19 protein-coding genes and 1 pseudogene are annotated in these 19,143 nt (G+C 67.6%); 9 read left to right on the top strand and 11 right to left on the bottom strand.

The features are described 5' to 3' along the window. Window positions 1–55: 55 nt before the first annotated feature. From ACFOSH_RS16310 to ACFOSH_RS16295, 4 genes are all read right to left on the bottom strand, one after another. A complete protein-coding gene (locus ACFOSH_RS16310) occupies window positions 56–1,324 on the bottom strand; it encodes a YeeE/YedE family protein (protein ID WP_378239744.1) in 1,269 nt (422 codons plus the stop codon). Window positions 1,325–1,552: 228 nt separating this feature from the next. After that, complete coding sequence (locus ACFOSH_RS16305) at window positions 1,553–2,116, bottom strand: LppU/SCO3897 family protein (RefSeq protein WP_378239743.1); 564 nt, start codon at window positions 2,114–2,116, stop codon at window positions 1,553–1,555. A gap of 144 nt (window positions 2,117–2,260) precedes the next feature. Continuing rightward, window positions 2,261–2,794 (bottom strand): LppU/SCO3897 family protein, encoded by a 534-nt coding sequence (locus ACFOSH_RS16300; protein ID WP_378239742.1) that lies wholly within the window; start codon window positions 2,792–2,794, stop codon window positions 2,261–2,263. 74 nt (window positions 2,795–2,868) lie between these two features. Next, window positions 2,869–3,708 carry a Bax inhibitor-1/YccA family protein gene (locus ACFOSH_RS16295; RefSeq protein WP_378239740.1) on the bottom strand — a complete coding sequence of 280 codons (840 nt, stop codon included), beginning with the start codon at window positions 3,706–3,708 and terminating at the stop codon, window positions 2,869–2,871. A 313-nt stretch (window positions 3,709–4,021) separates the two neighbouring features. Here ACFOSH_RS16295 and ACFOSH_RS16290 point away from each other — a divergent pair, with 313 nt between their 5' ends. The 4 genes from ACFOSH_RS16290 (at window position 4,022) to ACFOSH_RS16275 (ending at window position 9,520) form a co-directional block, all read left to right on the top strand. Then, complete coding sequence (locus tag ACFOSH_RS16290; protein ID WP_378239738.1) at window positions 4,022–5,491, top strand: SpaA isopeptide-forming pilin-related protein; 1,470 nt, start codon at window positions 4,022–4,024, stop codon at window positions 5,489–5,491. A gap of 13 nt (window positions 5,492–5,504) precedes the next feature. Continuing rightward, window positions 5,505–6,188, top strand: coding sequence for a class F sortase (locus ACFOSH_RS16285; RefSeq protein ID WP_378239737.1), 684 nt, complete (start codon window positions 5,505–5,507; stop codon window positions 6,186–6,188). 100 nt (window positions 6,189–6,288) lie between these two features. Next, window positions 6,289–8,280 carry an SDR family oxidoreductase gene (locus tag ACFOSH_RS16280; protein WP_378239736.1) on the top strand — a complete coding sequence of 664 codons (1,992 nt, stop codon included), beginning with the start codon at window positions 6,289–6,291 and terminating at the stop codon, window positions 8,278–8,280. 118 nt (window positions 8,281–8,398) lie between these two features. Further along, on the top strand, window positions 8,399–9,520 hold the full coding sequence (locus ACFOSH_RS16275; protein WP_378239735.1) for a cell division protein DivIVA: 1,122 nt from the start codon (window positions 8,399–8,401) through the stop codon (window positions 9,518–9,520). Between the two features lie 82 nt (window positions 9,521–9,602). On the opposite strand, the gene ACFOSH_RS16270 is transcribed toward ACFOSH_RS16275, so the two are convergent. The 3 genes from ACFOSH_RS16270 to ACFOSH_RS16260 are packed head-to-tail and all read right to left on the bottom strand — an operon-like array spanning window position 9,603 to window position 11,894. Further along, entirely contained in the window at window positions 9,603–10,781 is a 1,179-nt protein-coding gene (locus ACFOSH_RS16270) for an amidase (RefSeq protein ID WP_378239734.1), read from the bottom strand. Window positions 10,782–10,809: 28 nt separating this feature from the next. Beyond that, complete coding sequence (locus ACFOSH_RS16265) at window positions 10,810–11,568, bottom strand: oxidoreductase (RefSeq protein WP_378239732.1); 759 nt, start codon at window positions 11,566–11,568, stop codon at window positions 10,810–10,812. Beyond that, window positions 11,565–11,894, bottom strand: coding sequence for an oxidoreductase (locus tag ACFOSH_RS16260; protein ID WP_378239731.1), 330 nt, complete (start codon window positions 11,892–11,894; stop codon window positions 11,565–11,567). Before ACFOSH_RS16260 ends, ACFOSH_RS16265 begins: the two co-directional genes overlap by 4 nt. Between ACFOSH_RS16260 and ACFOSH_RS16255 the strand changes: the two are divergent. Then, a pseudogene (locus ACFOSH_RS16255) lies at window positions 11,842–12,099 on the top strand (MerR family DNA-binding transcriptional regulator); the annotation flags it as partial. The gene ACFOSH_RS16260 and the pseudogene ACFOSH_RS16255 sit on opposite strands and share 53 nt — an antisense overlap. 283 nt (window positions 12,100–12,382) lie before the next feature. Here the strand turns inward: ACFOSH_RS16255 and ACFOSH_RS16250 are convergent. From ACFOSH_RS16250 to ACFOSH_RS16240, 3 genes are read right to left on the bottom strand one after another with little or no spacing between them, the layout of a single operon-like run. Next, the gene (locus ACFOSH_RS16250; RefSeq protein WP_378239729.1) at window positions 12,383–12,958 is read right to left on the bottom strand and encodes a TIGR03086 family metal-binding protein; all 576 of its coding nucleotides are present in this window, start codon (window positions 12,956–12,958) and stop codon (window positions 12,383–12,385) included. Window positions 12,959–12,963: 5 nt separating this feature from the next. Further along, window positions 12,964–13,449, bottom strand: a complete 486-nt coding sequence (locus ACFOSH_RS16245; protein WP_378239728.1) for an SRPBCC family protein — start codon at window positions 13,447–13,449, stop codon at window positions 12,964–12,966. Between the two features lie 18 nt (window positions 13,450–13,467). Continuing rightward, a complete protein-coding gene (locus tag ACFOSH_RS16240; RefSeq protein WP_378239727.1) occupies window positions 13,468–13,830 on the bottom strand; it encodes an ArsR/SmtB family transcription factor in 363 nt (120 codons plus the stop codon). 256 nt (window positions 13,831–14,086) lie between these two features. Between ACFOSH_RS16240 and ACFOSH_RS16235 the strand changes: the two genes are divergently transcribed. From ACFOSH_RS16235 to ACFOSH_RS16220, 4 genes are all read left to right on the top strand, one after another. Further along, window positions 14,087–15,328: a glycoside hydrolase family 3 N-terminal domain-containing protein gene (locus tag ACFOSH_RS16235; protein WP_378239726.1), complete on the top strand. Its 1,242-nt coding sequence runs from the start codon at window positions 14,087–14,089 to the stop codon at window positions 15,326–15,328. Between the two features lie 176 nt (window positions 15,329–15,504). Then, window positions 15,505–16,443 (top strand): alpha/beta hydrolase family esterase, encoded by a 939-nt coding sequence (locus ACFOSH_RS16230; protein WP_378239725.1) that lies wholly within the window; start codon window positions 15,505–15,507, stop codon window positions 16,441–16,443. A gap of 107 nt (window positions 16,444–16,550) precedes the next feature. Next, a complete protein-coding gene (locus tag ACFOSH_RS16225) occupies window positions 16,551–17,255 on the top strand; it encodes a TetR/AcrR family transcriptional regulator (protein ID WP_378239724.1) in 705 nt (234 codons plus the stop codon). A gap of 37 nt (window positions 17,256–17,292) precedes the next feature. Beyond that, the gene (locus ACFOSH_RS16220) at window positions 17,293–18,498 is read left to right on the top strand and encodes a cytochrome P450 (protein WP_378239722.1); all 1,206 of its coding nucleotides are present in this window, start codon (window positions 17,293–17,295) and stop codon (window positions 18,496–18,498) included. Here the strand turns inward: ACFOSH_RS16220 and ACFOSH_RS16215 are convergent. Then, window positions 18,495–19,133, bottom strand: a complete 639-nt coding sequence (locus ACFOSH_RS16215) for a histidine phosphatase family protein (protein WP_378239721.1) — start codon at window positions 19,131–19,133, stop codon at window positions 18,495–18,497. The genes ACFOSH_RS16220 and ACFOSH_RS16215 overlap by 4 nt on opposite strands. Window positions 19,134–19,143: the final 10 nt, after the last annotated feature.

Raw genomic sequence — 19,143 nt, 5'->3', positions numbered from 1 at the left:
TCCCCGTATGCGGGCCGAAAGGGCAAGCCTGCATACGGGATGTCACAAGGAGTGATCAGCAGACGCTGTCCGTCGGGGCCGGGTTGCCGAGCCCGAACAGCGGCCGCAGCTTCAGCCCGATCCAGGTGCCACCGAGCGCGAAGACGCCCCAGAGCCAGCCGTGCAGGCTGCCGACCGAGATTCCGCCGAGGTAAGCGCCGATGTTGCAGCCGCCCGCCATCCGCGCGCCGACGCCCATCAGGATCCCGCCGAGCACCGCGGCGACGGCGGTCCGCCACGGGATCGAACTGTGGATCTTCCACGCGCCCGCCGCCGCGGCCGCGACCCCCGCGCCGATCATGATGCCGATGTCGGTGAGGCTGTTCTTGTCCTTCCAGATCGGCCCGGCCAGAGAAGCCGCGTTCGCCTTGAGGCGCCAGAACTCCCAGGTTTCGGGGTGCAGGCCGAACACCTGCAGGATCTTGGCGCCCCACAGGCTGAACGCGCTCGTGACACCCCAGATCCCGCCGGACACCAGGAACACCGCGCCCGCGAGCACCCCGAGGACGACTGCGCCGACGAGGATCGGCCAGGAACCGCGGTAGATCCGGGCGAAGCCGCGCGCGGTCGGGACGACGTCGACAGGCGGCGGGTTGCGGCGCTTCTGCACGAACCGGGTGCCCACCACGATCGCGGCGAGGACGGCGACGGTGATCGCCCACGAACCGAACCAGCCGACGTGGTCGGCGAGCAGGACGCCCTTGAACTCGGGCCAGCCCGAAAGCAGCGGATACGCCCACGTGTAGAGGACCGAGCCGGTGATGAACCCGCCGAGGGTCAGCACGATCGTCGACTGCCCGGAACCGACCGCGAACAGCGTTCCCGAAGCGCACGCCCCACCCAGCTGCATGCCGATGGCGAAGACCGTCGCGCCGACGAACAGCGCGAGCCCCAGCCCGCCCGCGGTCGGATTCGGCTTGCTGCCGAAGAGGCCGGATCCCGTGCCGACGATCAGCGCGATCAACGTCGCGGCCGTGCCGAGCAGCAGCGCGTGTGCCCGCAGACCCTGGCCGTTGCCGACCGCGATCAGCTGACGCCAGGCCGAGGTGAACCCGAACCGGGAGTGAAAGAGCGCGAGGCCGAGAAGCAGGCCGAGGACGAGCAGGACCCCGAACTTCGCCCCGTGCGCCGCCCAGACGTACCAGGTCAGGCCGACCGCGAGGGCACCCGCGACCGCCAGCGGCACGATCTTGACCGGCTCTTCCGGTTGCGGGACCGGGGCGGCGCAGGACGTCGGGAAGTCGGGAAGTTTCTTCTCACCGGCTTGGGTTTCTGTCGTCGCCACCAGGACTCCAGGTCGATCGGCGGGTTGGGGACGAGCAACGTTAGGACCGGTGACCGTCCGGTCGCAGCCCGTCCCACACTGTGCGACGAACGGCGGCTCACACACGGCCGGATGGCGGCGGCGATACCAAAGATCCCTCGCTTCCCCGACACGCGTGAAGGCCCCCTTCTCTCGGCTGGTCATTCAAAACCGTGGCCGAAGGAAGGGGGCCTTCACGCGCTTGAGACTTTACTTCGTTTCCTTGATGCAGAGCGTCGTCGGAGGCGTCGAGTACGTCGCCACTAACGTGGCTTCGGTGCCCTCGCAGGTCGCCTGGTCCGAGACGGCGGCGACCTTCACCATTTCCGCGTCCTTGGCGGGGTCGGTGCAGGACACCTTCTGGTAGCCGGCGGTCTTGGAGATGTAGCCCTTGAGGCAGTCGCCCTGCTTGACGTTGACGACCAGGCACAGCTTGTACGACATCCGACCGGACATCGAGATGGTGTCGTAGTCGCCCTCGGGGCAGGACTCGTCACCGGCCACGCGGGCGCCGATCTTGACGTTCGCCTCCTGCGCGCCGCAGTCGGCCTTCTTCGGCTCGTCGGCCGTCCGGGAGAACTCAGTCACGCTCAAGCACTCGCCGGCCTGCGCGCTACCCGTCCCGGTGAAGTGATTGAACAGGAACAGGCCGCCGCCGATCACGACGACGAGCACCGGAATGGCGAACCGAAGCCAACCGAGCTTGGAGCGCTTGGGCGCCGTCGGCTGGCCGCCGGGCGGCGGACCGAAAGCGTCGGGCTGTCCAACCGGCATTTGGCCCCCAGGGGCCGGCTGGGAAGTGGTCACCGAGAAACCTCACAGGTGTGAAGAGGAATGAGAACCCCGGTATCAAACACCGAACGTGACCAACCACATAAACCGGGCCCCCGAACGGGTGAAAACCCCTGGTCGAGTTCGCTATTTGAGGCTCTTCACACAGACCGTCGACGGCGGCGTCGAGTAGCTCTTGAGATCAGTCGCTTCGGTGTCGTCACAGGTCGCGACGCCGTCGACCACCTTCAGGACCTCCGCGTCCTTCGTGGGGTCCGAGCAGGCGACCTTCTGATAGGCCACGCTGTCGGCCAGAAAGTTCTCGAGACAGTCGCCCTGCTTCGCGTTGATCATCATGCAGAGCTTGTACGAGGCGAACGTCTTGTCGACGACGAGCTGGTCGTACTCGCCCGCCGGACACCCGCCGCCGACGTCGGTCTTCGCCCCGGCCTTCGCGTTGGCCTCGATCGAACCGCAGTCCGCCTTGGCGGGATCCGCGTCGACGTCGCCGAAAGTGGTGATCGCGTAGCAGTCGCCCACCTGGACGTCGTCCGTGTTCGAGAGGTACCCGACGATCCACGACGACGCGCTGAGCACCACGATCGCGACCGGCACCAGGATGCTCACCCAGAACCACTTGGAACGCCTCGGCCTGGCGGGTTCGCCACTGTGCTCGGTCATGGGGCCAGAGTATTCACGGGAACGGAAAAGGGCGCCCCGATCCGCTCGGAGCGCCCTTCCGTGAAGAACCCGCGTCAGTCGCTTTGGAAGTACGACAGCAGTCGCAGGATCTCAAGGTACAGCCAGACCAGCGTGGTCATCAGGCCGAAGGCGACGTACCAGGACCACTTCGACGGCGTGCCTTCGCGGATCATCCGGTCGGCCTGGTCGAAGTCGAGCAGGAAGCTGAACGCCGCGACACCGATCACCACGAGACTGAAGATGATCGCGATCGGCCCGCCGTCACGCAGCGGGTTGAAGTTGAAGAAAAGGCTGGTGACAAGGTTGACGAGCATCATGATCGCGACGCCGACCACGGCGCCGATGATCCACTTCGTCAGCTTCGGGGTGACCTTGACGGCACCCGTCTTGTAGACGACCAGCATCGCGATGAAGACACCGGCGGTACCGACGATGGCCTGCAGCGCGATACCGGGGTACAGCGCTTCGAACAGACCGCTGATCGCACCGAGGAAGACACCCTCGACGGCCGAGTACGCCAGCGTGAGCGGGCCACTCGGCATCTTCTTGAAGATGATCACCAGCGAAATCACGAGGCCGACGATCATCGAGCCGACGAGCGCGCCGATCACGGCACCGGGGATGCCCAAGATCTTGCCGGACGCCGACATCGGGATCTGGCTGATCGCCCAGATCGCGGTGAGCACGCCGGTCACCAGCGCGGTGCCGAGGCTCAGCGCCGTCTTGATGACGACGTCGTCGACGGTCATCGGACGGTCGTCAGCGCCGGCGGAGGTCTGCGGGGGGCCGTAGCCGGGCACGCCGCCCTGGGGTTGGTTGAAGCCTACGTTGGGTCCGTACTCCGCCGCGCCACGCGGCAGGTTCCGGAACGCCGGGTTGCTACTGGATCGCACCTGATCCTCCTGGATCTACTGGCACCTGCATCGGGTTCAACGACCGCGAGGGCCGCCCGGTTCCCGTCGAAGTAAAGACGACTTTACTCACATTCGGCGCGAGGCCCATCCCCCACACCGTATGCGGCGGAGATCACGACCGTTCACCGATACCCCACCTGATGACCTCTTGCCAAAACCGCTGCTCACAGGACACCCTGCACGTTGCGTGTTCGGATAATCACCGAAGGCGTGTCGGGGAACCTATCGATCGTGTGACCTGCGTCGACGTAAATGCGCCGGGGCAGAACACGGCCAAAGGAGTCAACACACCATGGGGTGGACCACACGCCCGAGCGTGCGTTCGCGCGCCTTGACCAGCCTGATCGCGACGTGCCTGCTCGGCGCTCTGTCCGCCACCGTCGCGGCGACACCGGCCTCGGCCGCCGACAACGAAGGCGTCGGCTACAAGATCACACCCGGCCAGACAGTCAACAGCCAAGCCAGGGCACGGGACTGGCTCGGTTCCTACGTCGTCAACGGCAAGCACGTGTTCTGCGTCAGCTTCCAGCTGAAGGCGCCGGGCTCGGCCGAGAAGTACAAGCCCGGCGACGAACTCCTCGACAAGTGGGGACAGAAGCTGCCGGACGACATCGCGGCCAACATCTCCTACCTGCTCCTGCGCTACGGCGGCACGCAGGACAACGCCGAGGCGGCGGCGCTTGCGCACCTGCTGCACTCGTGGACGTCGAAGCCGCGCTCCGACGCCGACCTCAAGCCGAACCTCAAGCCGGAGGAGATCGGCTACGACATCCAGGGCGCCCTCGGCAAGCTGAAGGCGCAGCACTCCGATGCCGCCACGGTCCTCGAGAAGATGACCAAGGACGCCGAGGCCAACCGCGGCCCGTGGACCACCGCGATCGCGCCGCCGAAGGAAGACCAGCACATCGGCACCGCGGACGAGTGGACGATCAGCGTCAAGAACGCCAAGGGCAAGGGCATCTCCGGGGTACCGGTGAAGCTCACGCCGTCGAACGCGACCGTCGACGGCGGTGAGACCACCAAACCCGCGTCGACCTCGACAACCAAGGCCGAGAAGACCACCACGGTGAAGACCGGCGAGGACGGCACCGTCACGGTCAAGGTGACGCCGACCGGCGAGCAGCCGAAGCTGGCCAGCTCGCTGTCCGCCCCCGCGGACCGGCCGTACGTGCAGTTCCCGCTCCAGACAGGCGTGCAGAAGGTCGTCTCGACCGGTGGCGAGAAGGAACTCAAGGCCCAGGGTGTCGCGGTCGTCTCGAAGCCGGGCAAGGTCCAGGTGACCAAGGTCGACGCGAAGACCGGCAAGGGCATCGCGGGCGCCGCGCTGCGGATCACCGCCAAGGACAAGTCCGCCGCCGCCCTCGGCCAGGACGGCAAGCCGCTCAACGGCGCCGACGGCAAGCCCGCCGTCGTCACCACCGAGGGCGAGAACGGCACCGTCACCGTGGAGAACCTGCTGACCCCGCAGGAGATCTGCGTGGTCGAGGTCAACGCGCCGCCGGGCTACACCAACGCGTTCGACCCGAAGAATCCGCCGTCCGCCTGCGGCGAGGTCAAGCCGGGTGAGACGCTGGCGCTCAAGGTCGCCAACACGCCCAACGAGGTACCGCGCACCATTCCCGCCGGCGACCGGCCGGTGGCGATGATGCAGGGCACCGTCGAGAACACGGCGTCGACCGCCGGGATCCTCGGCGTCGGCGCACTCGCGCTGCTCGGTTCGGTGATGGTGGGCGTGGCCGCGCGGCGGTCCTCGCGACGCTAAAGAGGGTTTTGGAATGTCAGTACGACGCGGGTTCGCGCTGGGAGCCGTCACGGTCCTGTGCGCGGACCTCGTCGCGGCCTTGATCGTCTGGCCGCCGACGACCGTGGTGGCGGGGACGGCTCAGCCCGTCTCCGTCTCCGTCGCGGGCGGTGCCCCGGCCGCGCCCGCGCAACAGGAGGTCCCGCCTCCGCCGGACATCGTCCCCACGACGCCGACGGCCGCTCCGCCGCCGCCGAAGGAACCCGATGCCCCGAAGCCGCAGGGCCCGGGGACGATCCAACTTCCCGCGGGCGGCGCGGCGAAACTCGTGCGCAAGGAGCTCGGGCCGGGCGCGGAGCTGCCGGTGCCGGAAAACCTCGGCGAGGTGACCTGGTGGGGCGCCGAGCTGAGTTCGGAGACCGGGGCGAGCGTCTTCGCGGGGCACGTGAACTGGCGGGGAGCGACAGGCCCGTTCGCGGAACTGTGGACCGAGCGGATCGGCGGCGCCGTCACCGTGGTTGACAAGGCCGGGAAATCCTGGCAGTACAAGGTTTCCCAGCTGATCACGCTGAAGAAGAAAGAACTGCCGCAGCGGGCGGACGAGCTGTTCGGCCAGTCCGGTCCACATCGGATAGTCCTCGTCACCTGCGGCGGCCGCTGGGTCGGCGGGGAGACCGGCTACGCCGAGAACCGGGTCGTCATCGCCGACCCCGCCTAGTTACCCGTGAGTAACTTCACGGGACGCGACGGTGGTACTCACCGTGATGATGCAGCAGAATGCCGGTGGACGCGGGCGAGCACGGTGAAGGGTGAAGCAGATGGCGACATTTCTGGTGACCGGGGCGACCGGACTGATCGGGCGCCAATTCACCCGGCTGCTGCTCGCCAGGGACGATGTCGACAAGGTCGCGCTCGTCGTCCGTGCGTCCTCACAGGACAAACTCACGAGACTCGTGAACGGCTGGCCGCATCCGGAACGCGTCAGCCTCGTCACCGGTGATCTCGGCGAGCCGCTGCTCGGCGTCGGCCAAGAAGACCGCGAGAAGCTTCGCGGTGTCGATCACGTCGTGCATCTCGCCGCCCTTTACGACCTCACCGCCGACGACGAAGCCAGCGTCAAGGCCAACGTCGAAGGCACCGCGCAGGTGATCGCGCTCGCCGCCGATCTGAACGCGGGCTGCCTGCACCACGTGTCCTCCGTCGCCGTCGCCGGTGACCACGAGGGCATGTTCACCGAGGAGATGTTCGACGTCGGGCAGCGGCTCGTCACGCCGTACCACCGCACGAAGTTCGAGGCGGAGCGTCTCGTGCGCGAGCAGCACGAAGTGCCGTGGCGGGTGTACCGGCCCGCGGTCGTCGTCGGGAACTCCGAGACCGGCGAGATGGACAAGATCGACGGCCCGTACTACCTGTTCCCCGCGATCAGCCGGCTGGCCGGGCTGCCCGACGTGCCGATCGTCGGCCCCGACCTCGGCGACACCAACGTCGTCCCGGTCGACTACGTCGCGAAGTCACTGAACGCCCTGATCACCACGAAGGGCCTCGATGGGCGCGCGTTCCACCTGGTCAACCCGGAGCCCCAGCCGGTCGTCTCGGTCTACAACGCCTTCGCGAAGGCTGCGGGAGCGCCGACGATCTCCGTTCAGCTCAACGAACGCGTGTCCAAGGGCATCGTCAACCTGGTGAAGCTGAGCGAGCACATCCCCGGCTTCACGATCGCGCGCGACGCCGTGATGGAGCGGCTCGGCATCCCGCCGGTGCTGCTGGAGACCATGGCGTTCCCGTCGGTGTTCTCGTCGGCGTCGACGCGCAAGGCCCTCATCGGCTCGGGCGTCGAGGCGCCCCGGATCGAGGACTACGCGCCCACCCTGTGGCGCTACTGGCGTGAGCACCTGGACCCGTTCCGCGCCCGCAAGCACGGCCCGCGCGGCGAACTGGACGGCCGTCGCGTGATCATCACCGGCGCGTCCTCGGGCATCGGCCGGGCGACCGCGATCAAGGTCGCGGCCGCGGGCGGGGTGCCGCTGCTCGTGGCTCGGCGGCAGCACGAGCTCGAAGAAGTGCGGGATGAAATCATCGCCGCGGGCGGCACGGCGTCGGTGTACCCGGCCGACCTGACCGACGAGGAATCGGTGCACAAGGCCGTCGACGCGATGCTCGCCGAGCACGGCCGGATCGACATGCTCGTGAACAACGCGGGCCGTTCGATCCGGCGCTCGATCAAACTGTCGTACGACCGGTTCCACGACTACGAACGCGCGATGGCGATCAACTACTTCGGCGCGGTGAGGCTGATCCTCGCGGTCCTGCCGCATATGTCCGAGCGGAAATTCGGGCATATCGTCAACGTCTCGTCGATCGGCGTGCAAGGAATCGCGCCGCGCTTTTCGGCGTACGCGGCGTCGAAAGCGGCTTTGGACTATTTCTCCCGGATCGCCGCGACCGAAACCCACGGTGACGGAATCACCTTCACGACCATCCACATGCCCCTCGTGCGCACGCCGATGATCCGGCCGACGAAGATCTACGACGCGTTCCCGACGAAATCCCCGGATCAGGCCGCGGACATGGTGCTGAAGGCGCTGAAGGAACGTCCGAAGCACATTGGCACGCCTGCCGGACAGGCGATCGGACTCGCGTACACGCTCACGCCGGGTCTCACGGATGCTGTGGCCTACCAAGGATTCCGGGTGTTCCCGGACTCCGCGGCCGCGGGTGGCGGCGGTGGGCTCAAGATCGGGAAGGGCGAGCAGCATCTGTCCCGTGCGGCGATGGCCCTCGCCCGGCTCAGCCGCGGCTTCCATTGGTGACCCTGCGCACACGGGTGGCGGCCGTTCAGGTGAGGGATCGCAGCTGGGAGCCGACACACGTCGGTGAATCACGAAGCCTGGCCACGACGACGCCGGGTACGCAGGTACCGTCGTGACCATGGTTCCCGAGCGAGACAATGGCCTGTTGCCCCTGCGGCGCGAGTACACCCAGGCCTGGCATGGCTTCGACCGGAACGAAGTGCGCCAGTATCTGGATCATCTCGAAGCCCAGCTGCATCGCGTGATCACCGACCGCGACGCCGCGATCGCGCAGGCGACGTCGGCCACGCGCGAACTCGAGACCGTGCGCCACGAGGTAGCGAAGCTGAACGCCAGGATCGAGGAGCTGAAGAAGCCGCCGGAGCGGCTCGAAGACCTCGACGAGCGGATGCAGCGCACCGTCACGCTCGCGCAAGCGCGGGCGGAGGAGGTCACGAAGCGCGCCGAGGTCGCGGCCGAGAAGCATTGGGCGTCCTCGAGCGAGGCCTCGAAGAAGCTCCGTGAGCGCTACACGCGGCTCGTCGCCGAGCTGGACAAGCAGGCGGACGCACTGCACTCCGAGCACGAATCCGCGCTCGCCGAAACGCGGGCGGAGGTCCAGCGGCTGACCGTCGAGGCCGCCCAGCGCCGGGAACTGCTGGACAACGAGGCCGAGCGGAAGCGCCGGAAGATCGAGCGCGAATTCGATCAGACGATTTCGGCTCAGCGCGCTTCGCACGAGAAGCACATCGCCGACCAGCAGACGGCCAGCAAGAACCAGGCCGAACGCCGGATCGCGGAAGCCACCGCGGAAGCCAAACGCCGCGTCGACGACGCGACGACCGAGGCCAAGCGCCGGCTCGACGAGGCCACGACGACCGCGGCCCAGCGCACGACCGCCGCCCAGCGGAAGGTCGAGCGGCTGGCGGAGATCCGCGAGCAGGCCCGCAAGAGCCTGCTGCAGGCCGACGAGGTCCTGAAGGGCAGCGAAGCGATGCTCGCGGCCCTGCCCGAGGAGTCAGTGATCCCGCACGCTTCGAAGCTCGTCGGCGGCGACAGCAAGGCGGAGGAGACGAAGCCCGCGAGCAAGCCCGCCGAGCCGCCCGCGGCCAAGGCCGCTGCTCCCTCCCCGGCCAAACCCGCTCCCGCCAAGCCCGCTTCTTCGGCGCCTGCCGCCGCTGCGCCGAAGAACGGCCAGGGCGACCAGAGCGGCCCCAAGGCGAACGGTCAGAAGCCGTCACCGGCCAAAACCGGCTCCTGACCAGCGAGAAGTAGCAAGGGACCTTTGCTGTCACTCTCTTTTGGAGAGCGACAGCAAAGGTCCCTTGCTCTTTTGGGCGCTGTCAGGAGGCGGTTGTGCGGGGCCAGGGATTGGCCGCTTCGAGCTGGGCGGCCAGGCCCAGGAGGAGCGCTTCCCCACCGGGCGCGGCGACAAGCTGAACGCAGGCCGGGATGCCCGAAGGATGCACGCCGACCGGCACCGACATCGCCGGATAGCCCGCGAGATTCCACAGGCCCGCGAAACCCGCCACCCGCACCGACGGCAGCACGTTGGAGATCCACCGGCTTTCGTGCCACCTGCGAGCCTTGAGCGGGAGAGTCGCGAGCACGGGCGTGACCAGGACATCGTGGTCGGCGAAGAACTCGTCGGCACGCTCCAGCCACCGCTCCCGGGTACTCTCCCGGACCCGGTTGGCCATCAGACGCCCGAGCCGGACGTGCGCGCGTGTGCGGGGCTGAAGTGCGGCGAGATCGAACTCGGCCGCTTGTTCGGCCGGACCCGCGACCCAGCGCGCGAGAAGGCCACCGACCGCGCCGGCGCTGTAGCGGGGTGTTCCGGGCGCGACGGTGTGCCCAGCCGCACGGAACAGCTCTCCAGCCTGCGTGACAGCCTTGCTGAACGCGCGTGGCAACGGCGCCCTCGTCATCGGGACCTGAGTGGACAGGGCGATCCGAGACCGCTTCGGGTCGGTGAGATCCGCCAGACCGGGTTGTTCGGCGAGGACCGACATCAGCACGGCCGCGTCGGCCACGGTGGTCGTCATCGGACCGTGCGTGGACAGGCCGAACCAGCCGTTCTCTCCCGGCACGCGGACCACACCCTTACCCGGTTTGAGACCGACGATCCCGCACATCGCGGACGGCAGCCGGATCGAGCCCAAACCGTCGGTGCCGTGCGCGATGGGCACCAGCCCGGCCGCGCGCAGCCGTCGAGCTATCTCACCGTCCTCTGTGGACACCGCTGACGAACCCGCGCGAGACCCCCACGAGGCGTACTCACCCTCGACCGGCGCGACGTCCTTGACCGCGACCGGCACGCCGGCCAACGGCAGATCGGCCAGGTCCGCGCGTTCGGCTACGGCGGCGGCCTCAGCGAGCGCCTCTTCGACCCGGACCCGGCGGAACGCGCCGACCACCCCGTCCGCCGCCGCGATCCGGTCCAACGCCTCACGCGTCACCTCGACCGGGTCGAGTTCCTTGGCGCGCACAGCCGCCGCGATTTCCACTGCCGTCTTGACCATCCCCGCACTTTAGAGCGGACGGCGAAGATCAGCTGCTCGCCGAACAGGCGAACTTCGCCGAGTCCGGATCGAACGCCGGGAAATCGGTGAAGCCGTCGAGCCGAGCGCTGTAGTAGACGTCGCGATCCGCCTGGGCGAGCGGGGCGTGGAGCGCGAATCGGGCGGGCAAGTCCGGGTTCGAGATGAACAGCCTGCCGAAGGCGACCACGTCGGCCAGCCCGGATTCGATCAAGGACTCACCCTGGTCCCGGGAGGTCGGCTCCTCGGAACGCAGGTTCGCGACGAGCGTGCCCGGCCACAGCGGCCGCAGATGGGACAGCACCTCGGCGTCGGGAGTGTCGATGACGTGCAGGTATGCGAGCTCGTACCGGCGGAGTTCCGCGAGCAGTCGTGAGTACACCTCCTTCCCATCCTCTTCCACGATGTCGTTCTCCGGGTTGCCCGGCGAAATCCGCAGAGCGACCCTGGCCGCGCCGACCTGTTCGGCCACGGCCGCCACCACCTCGAGCGGGAAGGCGAGCCGGGCGGCGACGGAACCGCCGTACCGATCCTCCCTGCGGTTGGCGCTGCGGGCGGGGAACTCCTGAATGAGGTACCCGTTGGCACCGTGGAGTTCCACGCCGTCGAACCCTGCGTCGACAGCCCGGCGTGCCGCCATGGCGAAGTCCTGGACGACCTCGCCGATCTCTTCCTCGCCAAGTGCGCGGGGCTCGACCGTGTCCGTCCAGCCCTCGGCAGAGAAGATCCGCCCGGTCTGCCGGACCGCCGACGGCGTCCGGCCCGTCACGCCGGGATGGCTGACCCGCCCGCGTACCACAACTGCACGAAGATGCGACCGCCCTTCTCATGCACAGCCTCAGTCACCTCACGCCAGGCCTCGGCCTGCCGCTCTGTCACCAGTCCCGGGATACCCGGGCCACTCTTACCGGTCTGGTTGACCCAGACGCCTTCGCTCGCGATCAAACCCGCGCTCGCGCGTTGCGCGTAGTACTCGGCCGTCCGCGGATGTGGCACGCCCGTCTTGTCATCGGCCCGCCCTCGGGTCATCGGGGCCATCGCGATGCGATTCGGCAACTGGATCGCGGTGCCGCGGAATGCTTCGAGCAACCTCATGAACGCGAAGCTAAACCCTGACATCGGCGTCACGGTCAACCTCGGTTTCCGCGGCTACTGTGGACTCATACGGATCGGCGAACTGGCGGAGCGAACCGGGGTGAGCGTCCGTTCGTTGCGCTACTACGAAACAGAAGGCCTGCTTCGGCCCGATCGGCGCGGCAATGGCTATCGGACCTTCACCGAAGACGACGTCGCCCGGGTTCTGCAGATCCAGCTCTTCTATTCGGCCGGGTTGTGCAGCGGCAAGATCGCGCAACTCCTTCCCTGTGTTTCCAGAGACGACACGCACTTGGTGCCTTCACCGGGGATGACCGGTGAACTGGAGATCGCCAAGACTCGGATCCAGAACCAGATCTCTTTGCTCACCACCTCTCTGTCGGTTCTGGAGCGTGTCCTGGCCGCGGCCAAGGGGACCGATACCGCCGAGGTACCGATACCTTCCCCGGCCCGCCCGGCGGCACCGGGGGATTCACGTCTGACCCGGATCAGGCGTTCGGGTCTCGGCCCAGCAGCCCGAGCAACCTGTCCTGCAAGGGCGCGTCCTCGGGCACCTTCACTTCAGGGCCGAAGACGACGATGCCGGGCCCGAAGGCACCGGGGATCCTCATCTGTTCGGGGATGGCCTGCGCTCCCGGCCACATCCGGGACACCTCCTCCGGGTCGATCGTGTCGTCCTGACCGGTGGCCCGGGCCAGATCCCAGCCGTGGACCACCATGTCGGCACTGACGACCTGATCGATGTGCTGTTCGGCGGTCATCTTCCCCGCCGGCGTCTCGTGCTCCGCGGTCGCGAGGGCCGGATCGGCGAGGACGGCTTCGACAGCGGACCGAGCCGCCCGGAAGGCGCCGAGCGGATCTTCCCTGAGCGAAGGCGCCGGCCCGAGATCACGTCCGACGGGGCGCAGCATGGCGCCATGCATGTCGACGATGTGCCCGACGACATCCCTGGCGGTCCACTCTTCGCACGGGGACCTGCTCTCCCACCGTCCGGCTTCGACGGCGGCGACCTTGCTCTCGAAGGCATCCGCCCGGACGCGATACCGATCCGTGATGGCGTTCATCGTGTTCACGCCCCTGCCGGAACGGCCACGATCTCGGCCAACTTGTCGAAGCCCTCACCGACCCCTCGCTCCATCCCGGACTCGAGCATCGCGTCCCGGATCCGCTTCGAGCCGTACCGCTGCACTTGCGTCAGGGTGGTGACCCCACCGTGTTCGACCAACGTCAGAGTCGCCAGAGCTTGGCCTTCCGAAGCCTCGCAATCCTCGTTCGTCTCGAGGGAAACGAGCCTTTCCGGACGATTGACCTCTTGGTAGACACCCTGCAGCAGCATCTCCATCCCGCCGTCGTAGCGCAGCCGGTAGCGCCATCTGCCGCCGACCCTCAGGTCGATCTCGCATTCGACGACTTCGCAGCCGTGCGGGCCGAACCAGCGGCGTACCAGCTCCGGTTTGGTCCAGGCGTCGAACACCAGCGTCCTCGGCGCGTCGAAGGACCTTGTCATGACGATCTCGAGATCGCCGGATTTCGTCACCCTGAGAGTGCGTCCCATCGTGCTACTCCTTTCCGCTCATGCGAGTGGTCGATCGGTCTCGTCCCGGCGCTCCGGGTGTTGCAACTCACCTTCGAGGACGAGGTCCAGCTGAGAGAAGGCCTCGTCCCAGTGGCGGCGGTATCCGCCCAGCCATTCGTTCGCGTTCTTCAGCGGCTCGGCCACGAGCCGGCAGGGGCGGCGCTGGGCGTCACGCCCCCTCGCCACCAGCCCTGCCCTCTCCAGCACTTTCAGATGCTTGGAGATGGCGGGCTGACTCATCGCGAACGGCTCGGCCAGCTCCGTCACAGTGGCCTCGCCGTGTGCGAGCCGCGCGAGGATCGCGCGGCGGGTGGGATCGGCGAGTGCCGCGAAGGTGACATCGAGCAGATCCTGTGCCACGGTCGCCCGCCTTTCAGTTCTCACGAGTTCGAGTTCTCACGTCCGGCTCCGTCGGCGCTTGCCGCGACGGTGGATAACCTTGCGGTTCCATAACCATATGGTAATGTAGTTCGCATCGGATCGGCTTGTCAAGCTCCCACCAGCCAGAACACGATTCGAGGAAGGAGGCGAGGCCGAAGCCCGACCAGTGCCAGCACGCGCAAAAGGGCACGCGATCGCGTACTGAAGGGCAACTGGGGTTACCGTCGATGTCGGCATGGACGACGAACGAAACGAGCCGATGAACTCCGGGCGACCGAAGACGACGAAGCGATGGTTGACCGTCATCCTGGGAACGGTCACCGTTCTGCTCACCAGCGTGCAGTGCGGCACGACGACTGAACAGGCCGGATCGGCGCAGCCCGCCGGGACCACACCCCCGCCACAGAGCAGCACCGCTTCGAGCCCATCCAGCTCCAGTCCGCCCGCTTCCTCGCCGTCACCGAGGGTCGAGCAGGCGCCTGGTCCGGGCTGCGAGGCCGCCATCGCCGGGATGAGCCCCCGGCAGCGGCTGGCCCAGCTGATGGTGGTCGGCGTGAACGCCGGTGACCCGCAAGCGGCGGTGAAGCTGGTCCGCGATCAGCAGGTCGGCGGCATCTTCCTCGGCGGCAACGAAACGGCCCTGCTACAGAACCGCGCGCTGGACGAGGTGCAGCGGGCCGCGAAGGTCCCGGTGTCGGTGGCGATCGACGAGGAAGGCGGCCGCGTCCAGCGGATCGACGCCCTCGACGGGAACATGCCCAGCGCCCGGAAGATGGCCGCGACCATGACACCGGCGCAGGTGCGGACGAAGGCTACCGAACGAGGCAGGCAAATGCGGGCCCGCGGCGTCACCGTCGACTACGCGCCCGACGCCGACATCACCGACCAGCCGGACCGCGACATCGTCGGCGACCGGTCGTTCGGCGCCGACCCGGAAGTCGCGCGCAAGTATGTCCTGGCGTTCGCGCAGGGCTTGCGGGACGCCGGGGTGCAGCCGGTGCTGAAGCACTTCCCCGGGCACGGGCACGCCAGCGGGGACTCCCACAAGGGACTGGTGCGGACGCCGCCGCTGGCCTCACTGCGGAAGGTCGACCTGGTGCCGTACCGCGACATCGGCGAGTACGGCGAGGTCGGCGTCATGGTCGGGCATCTGGACGTGCCCGATCTGACCGGCGGCACACCGTCGACCCTGTCCGCGCCGGCGTACCGGCTGCTGCGGAAGGACTACGCGTTCGACGGCCCGGTGATCACGGACGATCTCGGGGCGATGAAGGCGATCACGTCGCAGTATCCGCTGCCGACGGCGGTGCTCAAGGCCTTGCAGGCGGGGGCGGATCAGGCGTTGTGGTCCTCCGGTGGCAACGTCGGCACGGTGCTGACCACACTGGAGCAAGCGCTTGCGTCCGGCGCTCTTCCCGCCGCCCGGGTCGACGAGGCCCTGACTCGGGTGCTCACGGCGAAACAAGCCTGCGGCTGACCAGCCTCGGGCCTGGCGAGGCGGCCAGGCGAGGTGGCCAGGTGAGACGGCCAGGCGGCGTCGCCCGGTGGGGTGACAGGAAAAGCGGTCCGAAAACTCAATGAACACAATGCTGACCAGGCTCGTGCCGAGGGTGACCCTGATCACCGCCCCGCCGCCCGATCAAGGAGGATCGCGTGCCTGGTCCCACGAAGCACCTGCGCCGTCTCGCGCTGGCGACTGCCGCCGCTGCCGGATTGAGTCTGCTCGCCGTACCGATGGCGTCGGCCGCGCCGTCGCCGGTCGATCGTCCGGTGCCGACCACCGGCTGTCATCGTCCGTCCCCGGTTCCCGTCGGGACGACGACACTGCGGACTTTGACGTCCGGCGGCCTGGTCCGCGAGTACACGGTGCATGTTCCCGCGCGATACCGGCCATCGCGGCAGTACCCGGTGGTGTTGTCGTTCCACGGTCACAAACGGACGTCGAAGTACCAGGAGGAGCTGTCCGGCTTTTCCGCGTATGACGCGATTTCCGTCTACCCGCAGGGACTTGTGGGCACAGACGGCGAATCGGCCTGGACCGGCGCGCCGTATTCGGCGGCCGCCGACGACGTGCTCTTCACCAGCGACCTGCTGAACACACTCCAGCGGGAACTGTGCGTCGACTCCCGCCGGATCTACGCGACGGGCAAGTCGAACGGCGGCGGGTTCGTCGGCGTCCTCGCCTGCCGGATGCCGGGCCGGATCGCGGCGTTCGCCCCGGTCGCCGGTGCGTTCTACCCACAAGGCGGCGAGTGCCACCCGTCGCGGCCCGCTCCGATTCTCGACTTCCACGGAACGGCCGACACGACGATCCCCTACACCGGGAATCCCGCGAAGGGCCTGCCGACGCTGCCGGACTGGCTCGCCGCCTGGGCGGACCGGAACGGCTGCTTCTCACGCCCGATCCAGTACTCATCGAAGACCGATGTCACCGTCCAGCGCTGGCTCGGTTGCTCGCTCCAGCACTACCGGGTCGAAGGCGCCGGGCACGTCTGGCCGAGCACGGCACCGAACAACGACTCCACCACCCCGACCGTCATCAACGCGACGCCGGTCATCTGGAAATTCTTGCTCTCCCACCGTCTGCGTTAAGAACTCGTCGATTTCCTTGCCGGACCCGTCCACCCGGCGCTACCGTCGAACTGACCGGATGACCAGATAAGCAAATCTGGTCACGAAGTCAGAGACTGGGAGTGCACGTGGCAGAACGTCCGGACCGCACCGCCGGCCGCGCCGATCGCATCCTCGACGCGGCCGGCGTCCTGCTTTTGCGGCTGGGCTATCGCAAGGTCACCATCGAGGACATCGCGAGCCAGGCTGGCATCGGGAAGGGCACGATCTACCTGCACTGGCCTACCAAGGAAAACCTCTTCCACGCGTTGCTCCTGCGTGAATCCCTCCGGGCCGCGGAGAATCTTCTCGATCTGCTGGACACGGATCCGGCGGAGGTGCTCCCGCATCGGTTCCAGCGGGCCGCGTTCCTGTTCACCCAGCGAAGCCCGTTGCTCGGCGCACTCATCACCGGCGACACCGAACTGCTGGGCCGGTTGAAGAAACATCCCTTGCAGGATCAGGACGCCGTCGTCGCCGATCGGTATCTGAAGACGATGACCGACCGGGGCCTGCTGCGTGACGACATCCCGAACCTGCTCTTTTCCCTGCGCGCCTCGGCGCTGGGGTCCTACCTGGTGGACAACTTCACCCTCGACGGCACCGGCCTCTCCGCCGAAGAGAAGGCCGACGCTCTCGCGCACATCATCCGGACGGCGTTCGAGCCGCCGGAACCACCGTCCACGGCGAATCTGGCCGCCACCGCGGCCGAAGTGATCCAAGCGTTCCAGGATCTGATCTCGTCCTACGACGCCTGGATCTACCGAAAGGACGGTACCGAGGAGCCTGCCTGATCCGAGCTCCTCCACCACGAGAAGAAGGGGGCAAGCCATGACCACGATCGCCGAAAACTGGGGCGTGCACAAAGACCAGTTCTGGCTTCGAGGTGAATTCCCGGCCGAACCGGTCGGTTTCGAAGCCGAGACGGGCGCGTGGAACGTCTACGGCCACGCCGAGTCACTGAAGACCCTGAGTGATCCCAAGGTGTTCTCCTCCGACACCGCCCGCCTGATCCCCAAAGAGATGTCGCCGGAGAAGGACCAGTTCACCGAGGGCAACCTGCTCCAGATGGATCCGCCGGACCACAAGAAGCTGCGCACACTGGTCAGCCACGCCTTCACCCCGAAGGTCGTCGCGGACCTCGAACCGCGGATCGCCGCGCTGACGAACGAACTCCTCGACGCCGTCGACGGCGCGGACTCGATGGAGCTGGTCACCCACCTGGCCTACCCGCTACCGGTGATCGTCATCGCGGAACTGCTCGGCATCCCGGCGAGCGATCGCGACCTGTTCAAGGAATGGGTCGACACGTTGCTGCGGAACAGCCAGAAGCGGTCGCTCATCGAACAGACCGAGGCGGACAGGAAAGCCGCTGAGGAAACGCGCGAACAGGTGACGAACCTCGTCAACTATCTGGGCGAACACGTCGATGACCGACGGAAGAACCCCCGCGAGGACCTGCTGACCAAACTCGTCGAGGCCGAGGTCGACGGCGTGAAACTCACGCAGAACGAAGTCGTCAACTTCGCGAACGTGCTGCTGCTCGCGGGGCACATCACCACCACGATGCTGCTCGGGAACACGGTGCTGTGCCTGGATTCCCATCCGGACGAGTACCGGCGCGTCCGCGAAGACCGTTCGCTGCTGCCTTCCGCCATCGAGGAATCACTGCGTTTCCTCAGCCCGTTCGCACTCGTCGCCCGCGCCACGACGACCGAGGTCGAGCTGGGCGGACGGACGATCCCGGCGGACAGCATGCTCTTCACCTGGGTCGCGGCGGCGAACCGGGATCCGCGCACGTTCACGGATCCGGGCATCTTCGACCCGTCGAGGGCGCACAACCCGCATCTGGCCTTCGGCCGCGGGATCCATTTCTGCATCGGCGCCCCGCTCGCCAGGCTGGAAGGCAAGACGGCGCTCAACATCCTGCTGGACCGGTTCCCGGATCTGCGCACCGATCCGGCCGTTCCGCCGTCGTTCATCCCCAGCCCGCACATGACCGGGGTGAACGAGCTCCAGTTGCTGCTGAAGCCCTAACGGTCGGCGAACCGGGAAGCGAGCGGGACCACCACCCGCGGGATCCGCTTCCCGGGCGTATACCGCAGTTCGGTGATGTCGCCGTTCGGCACGAGGTAGGTGTCGGCGAACGTCCGGAATCCTCGCATCGCCTCGCTGTCCGGGGTGGTGATCCCGGTCAGCAGCGACCACATGACCGCGCGGATGAAGAGCCCGTGCGTGAAGACGGCGATCGGCCCGGGTTCCCGTCCTCCCAACCGCGCCAGGAATTCCTGGGTCCGGGTGAAGAGCGCGGCGAAGGATTCCGCGCCGTTCACCGCGTGGTGCGGATCGGCCCGCTCCCAGTAGGCCTCCGTATACGGCTTACGGGTGGCGGTGGTGGTGACCTGTCCATGGAGTTCGCCGAGAAAGGTGAACTCCTGGACAGGCCACTCCTCACACTCCGCGCCGGGGAACCGTTCGATCGTCGGCCCGGCGGTCTGTCGCGCCCGCAAGAACGGCGACGTCACGATCAACCGAGGCCCGGCCAGCGATTCGGCGATTTCGAGGGCTTGCCGTCTGCCGAGTTCGGTCAGCGCCGAAGCCCCCGGCTCGCCACCGGGAAGGCCCGCGTTGCTCTCGCTCTCGCCGTGCCTGATCAACCACACCCGTGCCACGATCGCCTCC

Source organism: Amycolatopsis speibonae (genome assembly GCF_042647925.1).
GTDB classification, from domain to species: domain Bacteria; phylum Actinomycetota; class Actinomycetes; order Mycobacteriales; family Pseudonocardiaceae; genus Amycolatopsis; species Amycolatopsis speibonae.
Note: the sequence above shows the minus strand (reverse complement) of the source record. Positions and strands in the feature narration are given on the sequence as shown.

Excerpts from the sequence above, each read along its gene's own strand:
- ACFOSH_RS16305 (WP_378239743.1), bottom strand. The coding sequence starts at position 2,116 with ATGCCGGTTGGACAGCCCGACGCTTTCGGTCCGCCGCCCGGCGGCCAG.
- ACFOSH_RS16300 (WP_378239742.1), bottom strand. The coding sequence starts at position 2,794 with ATGACCGAGCACAGTGGCGAACCCGCCAGGCCGAGGCGTTCCAAGTGG.
- ACFOSH_RS16290 (WP_378239738.1), top strand. The coding sequence starts at position 4,022 with ATGGGGTGGACCACACGCCCGAGCGTGCGTTCGCGCGCCTTGACCAGC.
- ACFOSH_RS16285 (WP_378239737.1), top strand. The coding sequence starts at position 5,505 with ATGTCAGTACGACGCGGGTTCGCGCTGGGAGCCGTCACGGTCCTGTGC.
- ACFOSH_RS16280 (WP_378239736.1), top strand. The coding sequence starts at position 6,289 with ATGGCGACATTTCTGGTGACCGGGGCGACCGGACTGATCGGGCGCCAA.
- ACFOSH_RS16275 (WP_378239735.1), top strand. The coding sequence starts at position 8,399 with ATGGTTCCCGAGCGAGACAATGGCCTGTTGCCCCTGCGGCGCGAGTAC.
- ACFOSH_RS16270 (WP_378239734.1), bottom strand. The coding sequence starts at position 10,781 with ATGGTCAAGACGGCAGTGGAAATCGCGGCGGCTGTGCGCGCCAAGGAA.
- ACFOSH_RS16260 (WP_378239731.1), bottom strand. The coding sequence starts at position 11,894 with ATGAGGTTGCTCGAAGCATTCCGCGGCACCGCGATCCAGTTGCCGAAT.
- ACFOSH_RS16250 (WP_378239729.1), bottom strand. The coding sequence starts at position 12,958 with ATGAACGCCATCACGGATCGGTATCGCGTCCGGGCGGATGCCTTCGAG.
- ACFOSH_RS16245 (WP_378239728.1), bottom strand. The coding sequence starts at position 13,449 with ATGGGACGCACTCTCAGGGTGACGAAATCCGGCGATCTCGAGATCGTC.
- ACFOSH_RS16235 (WP_378239726.1), top strand. The coding sequence starts at position 14,087 with ATGGACGACGAACGAAACGAGCCGATGAACTCCGGGCGACCGAAGACG.
- ACFOSH_RS16220 (WP_378239722.1), top strand. The coding sequence starts at position 17,293 with ATGACCACGATCGCCGAAAACTGGGGCGTGCACAAAGACCAGTTCTGG.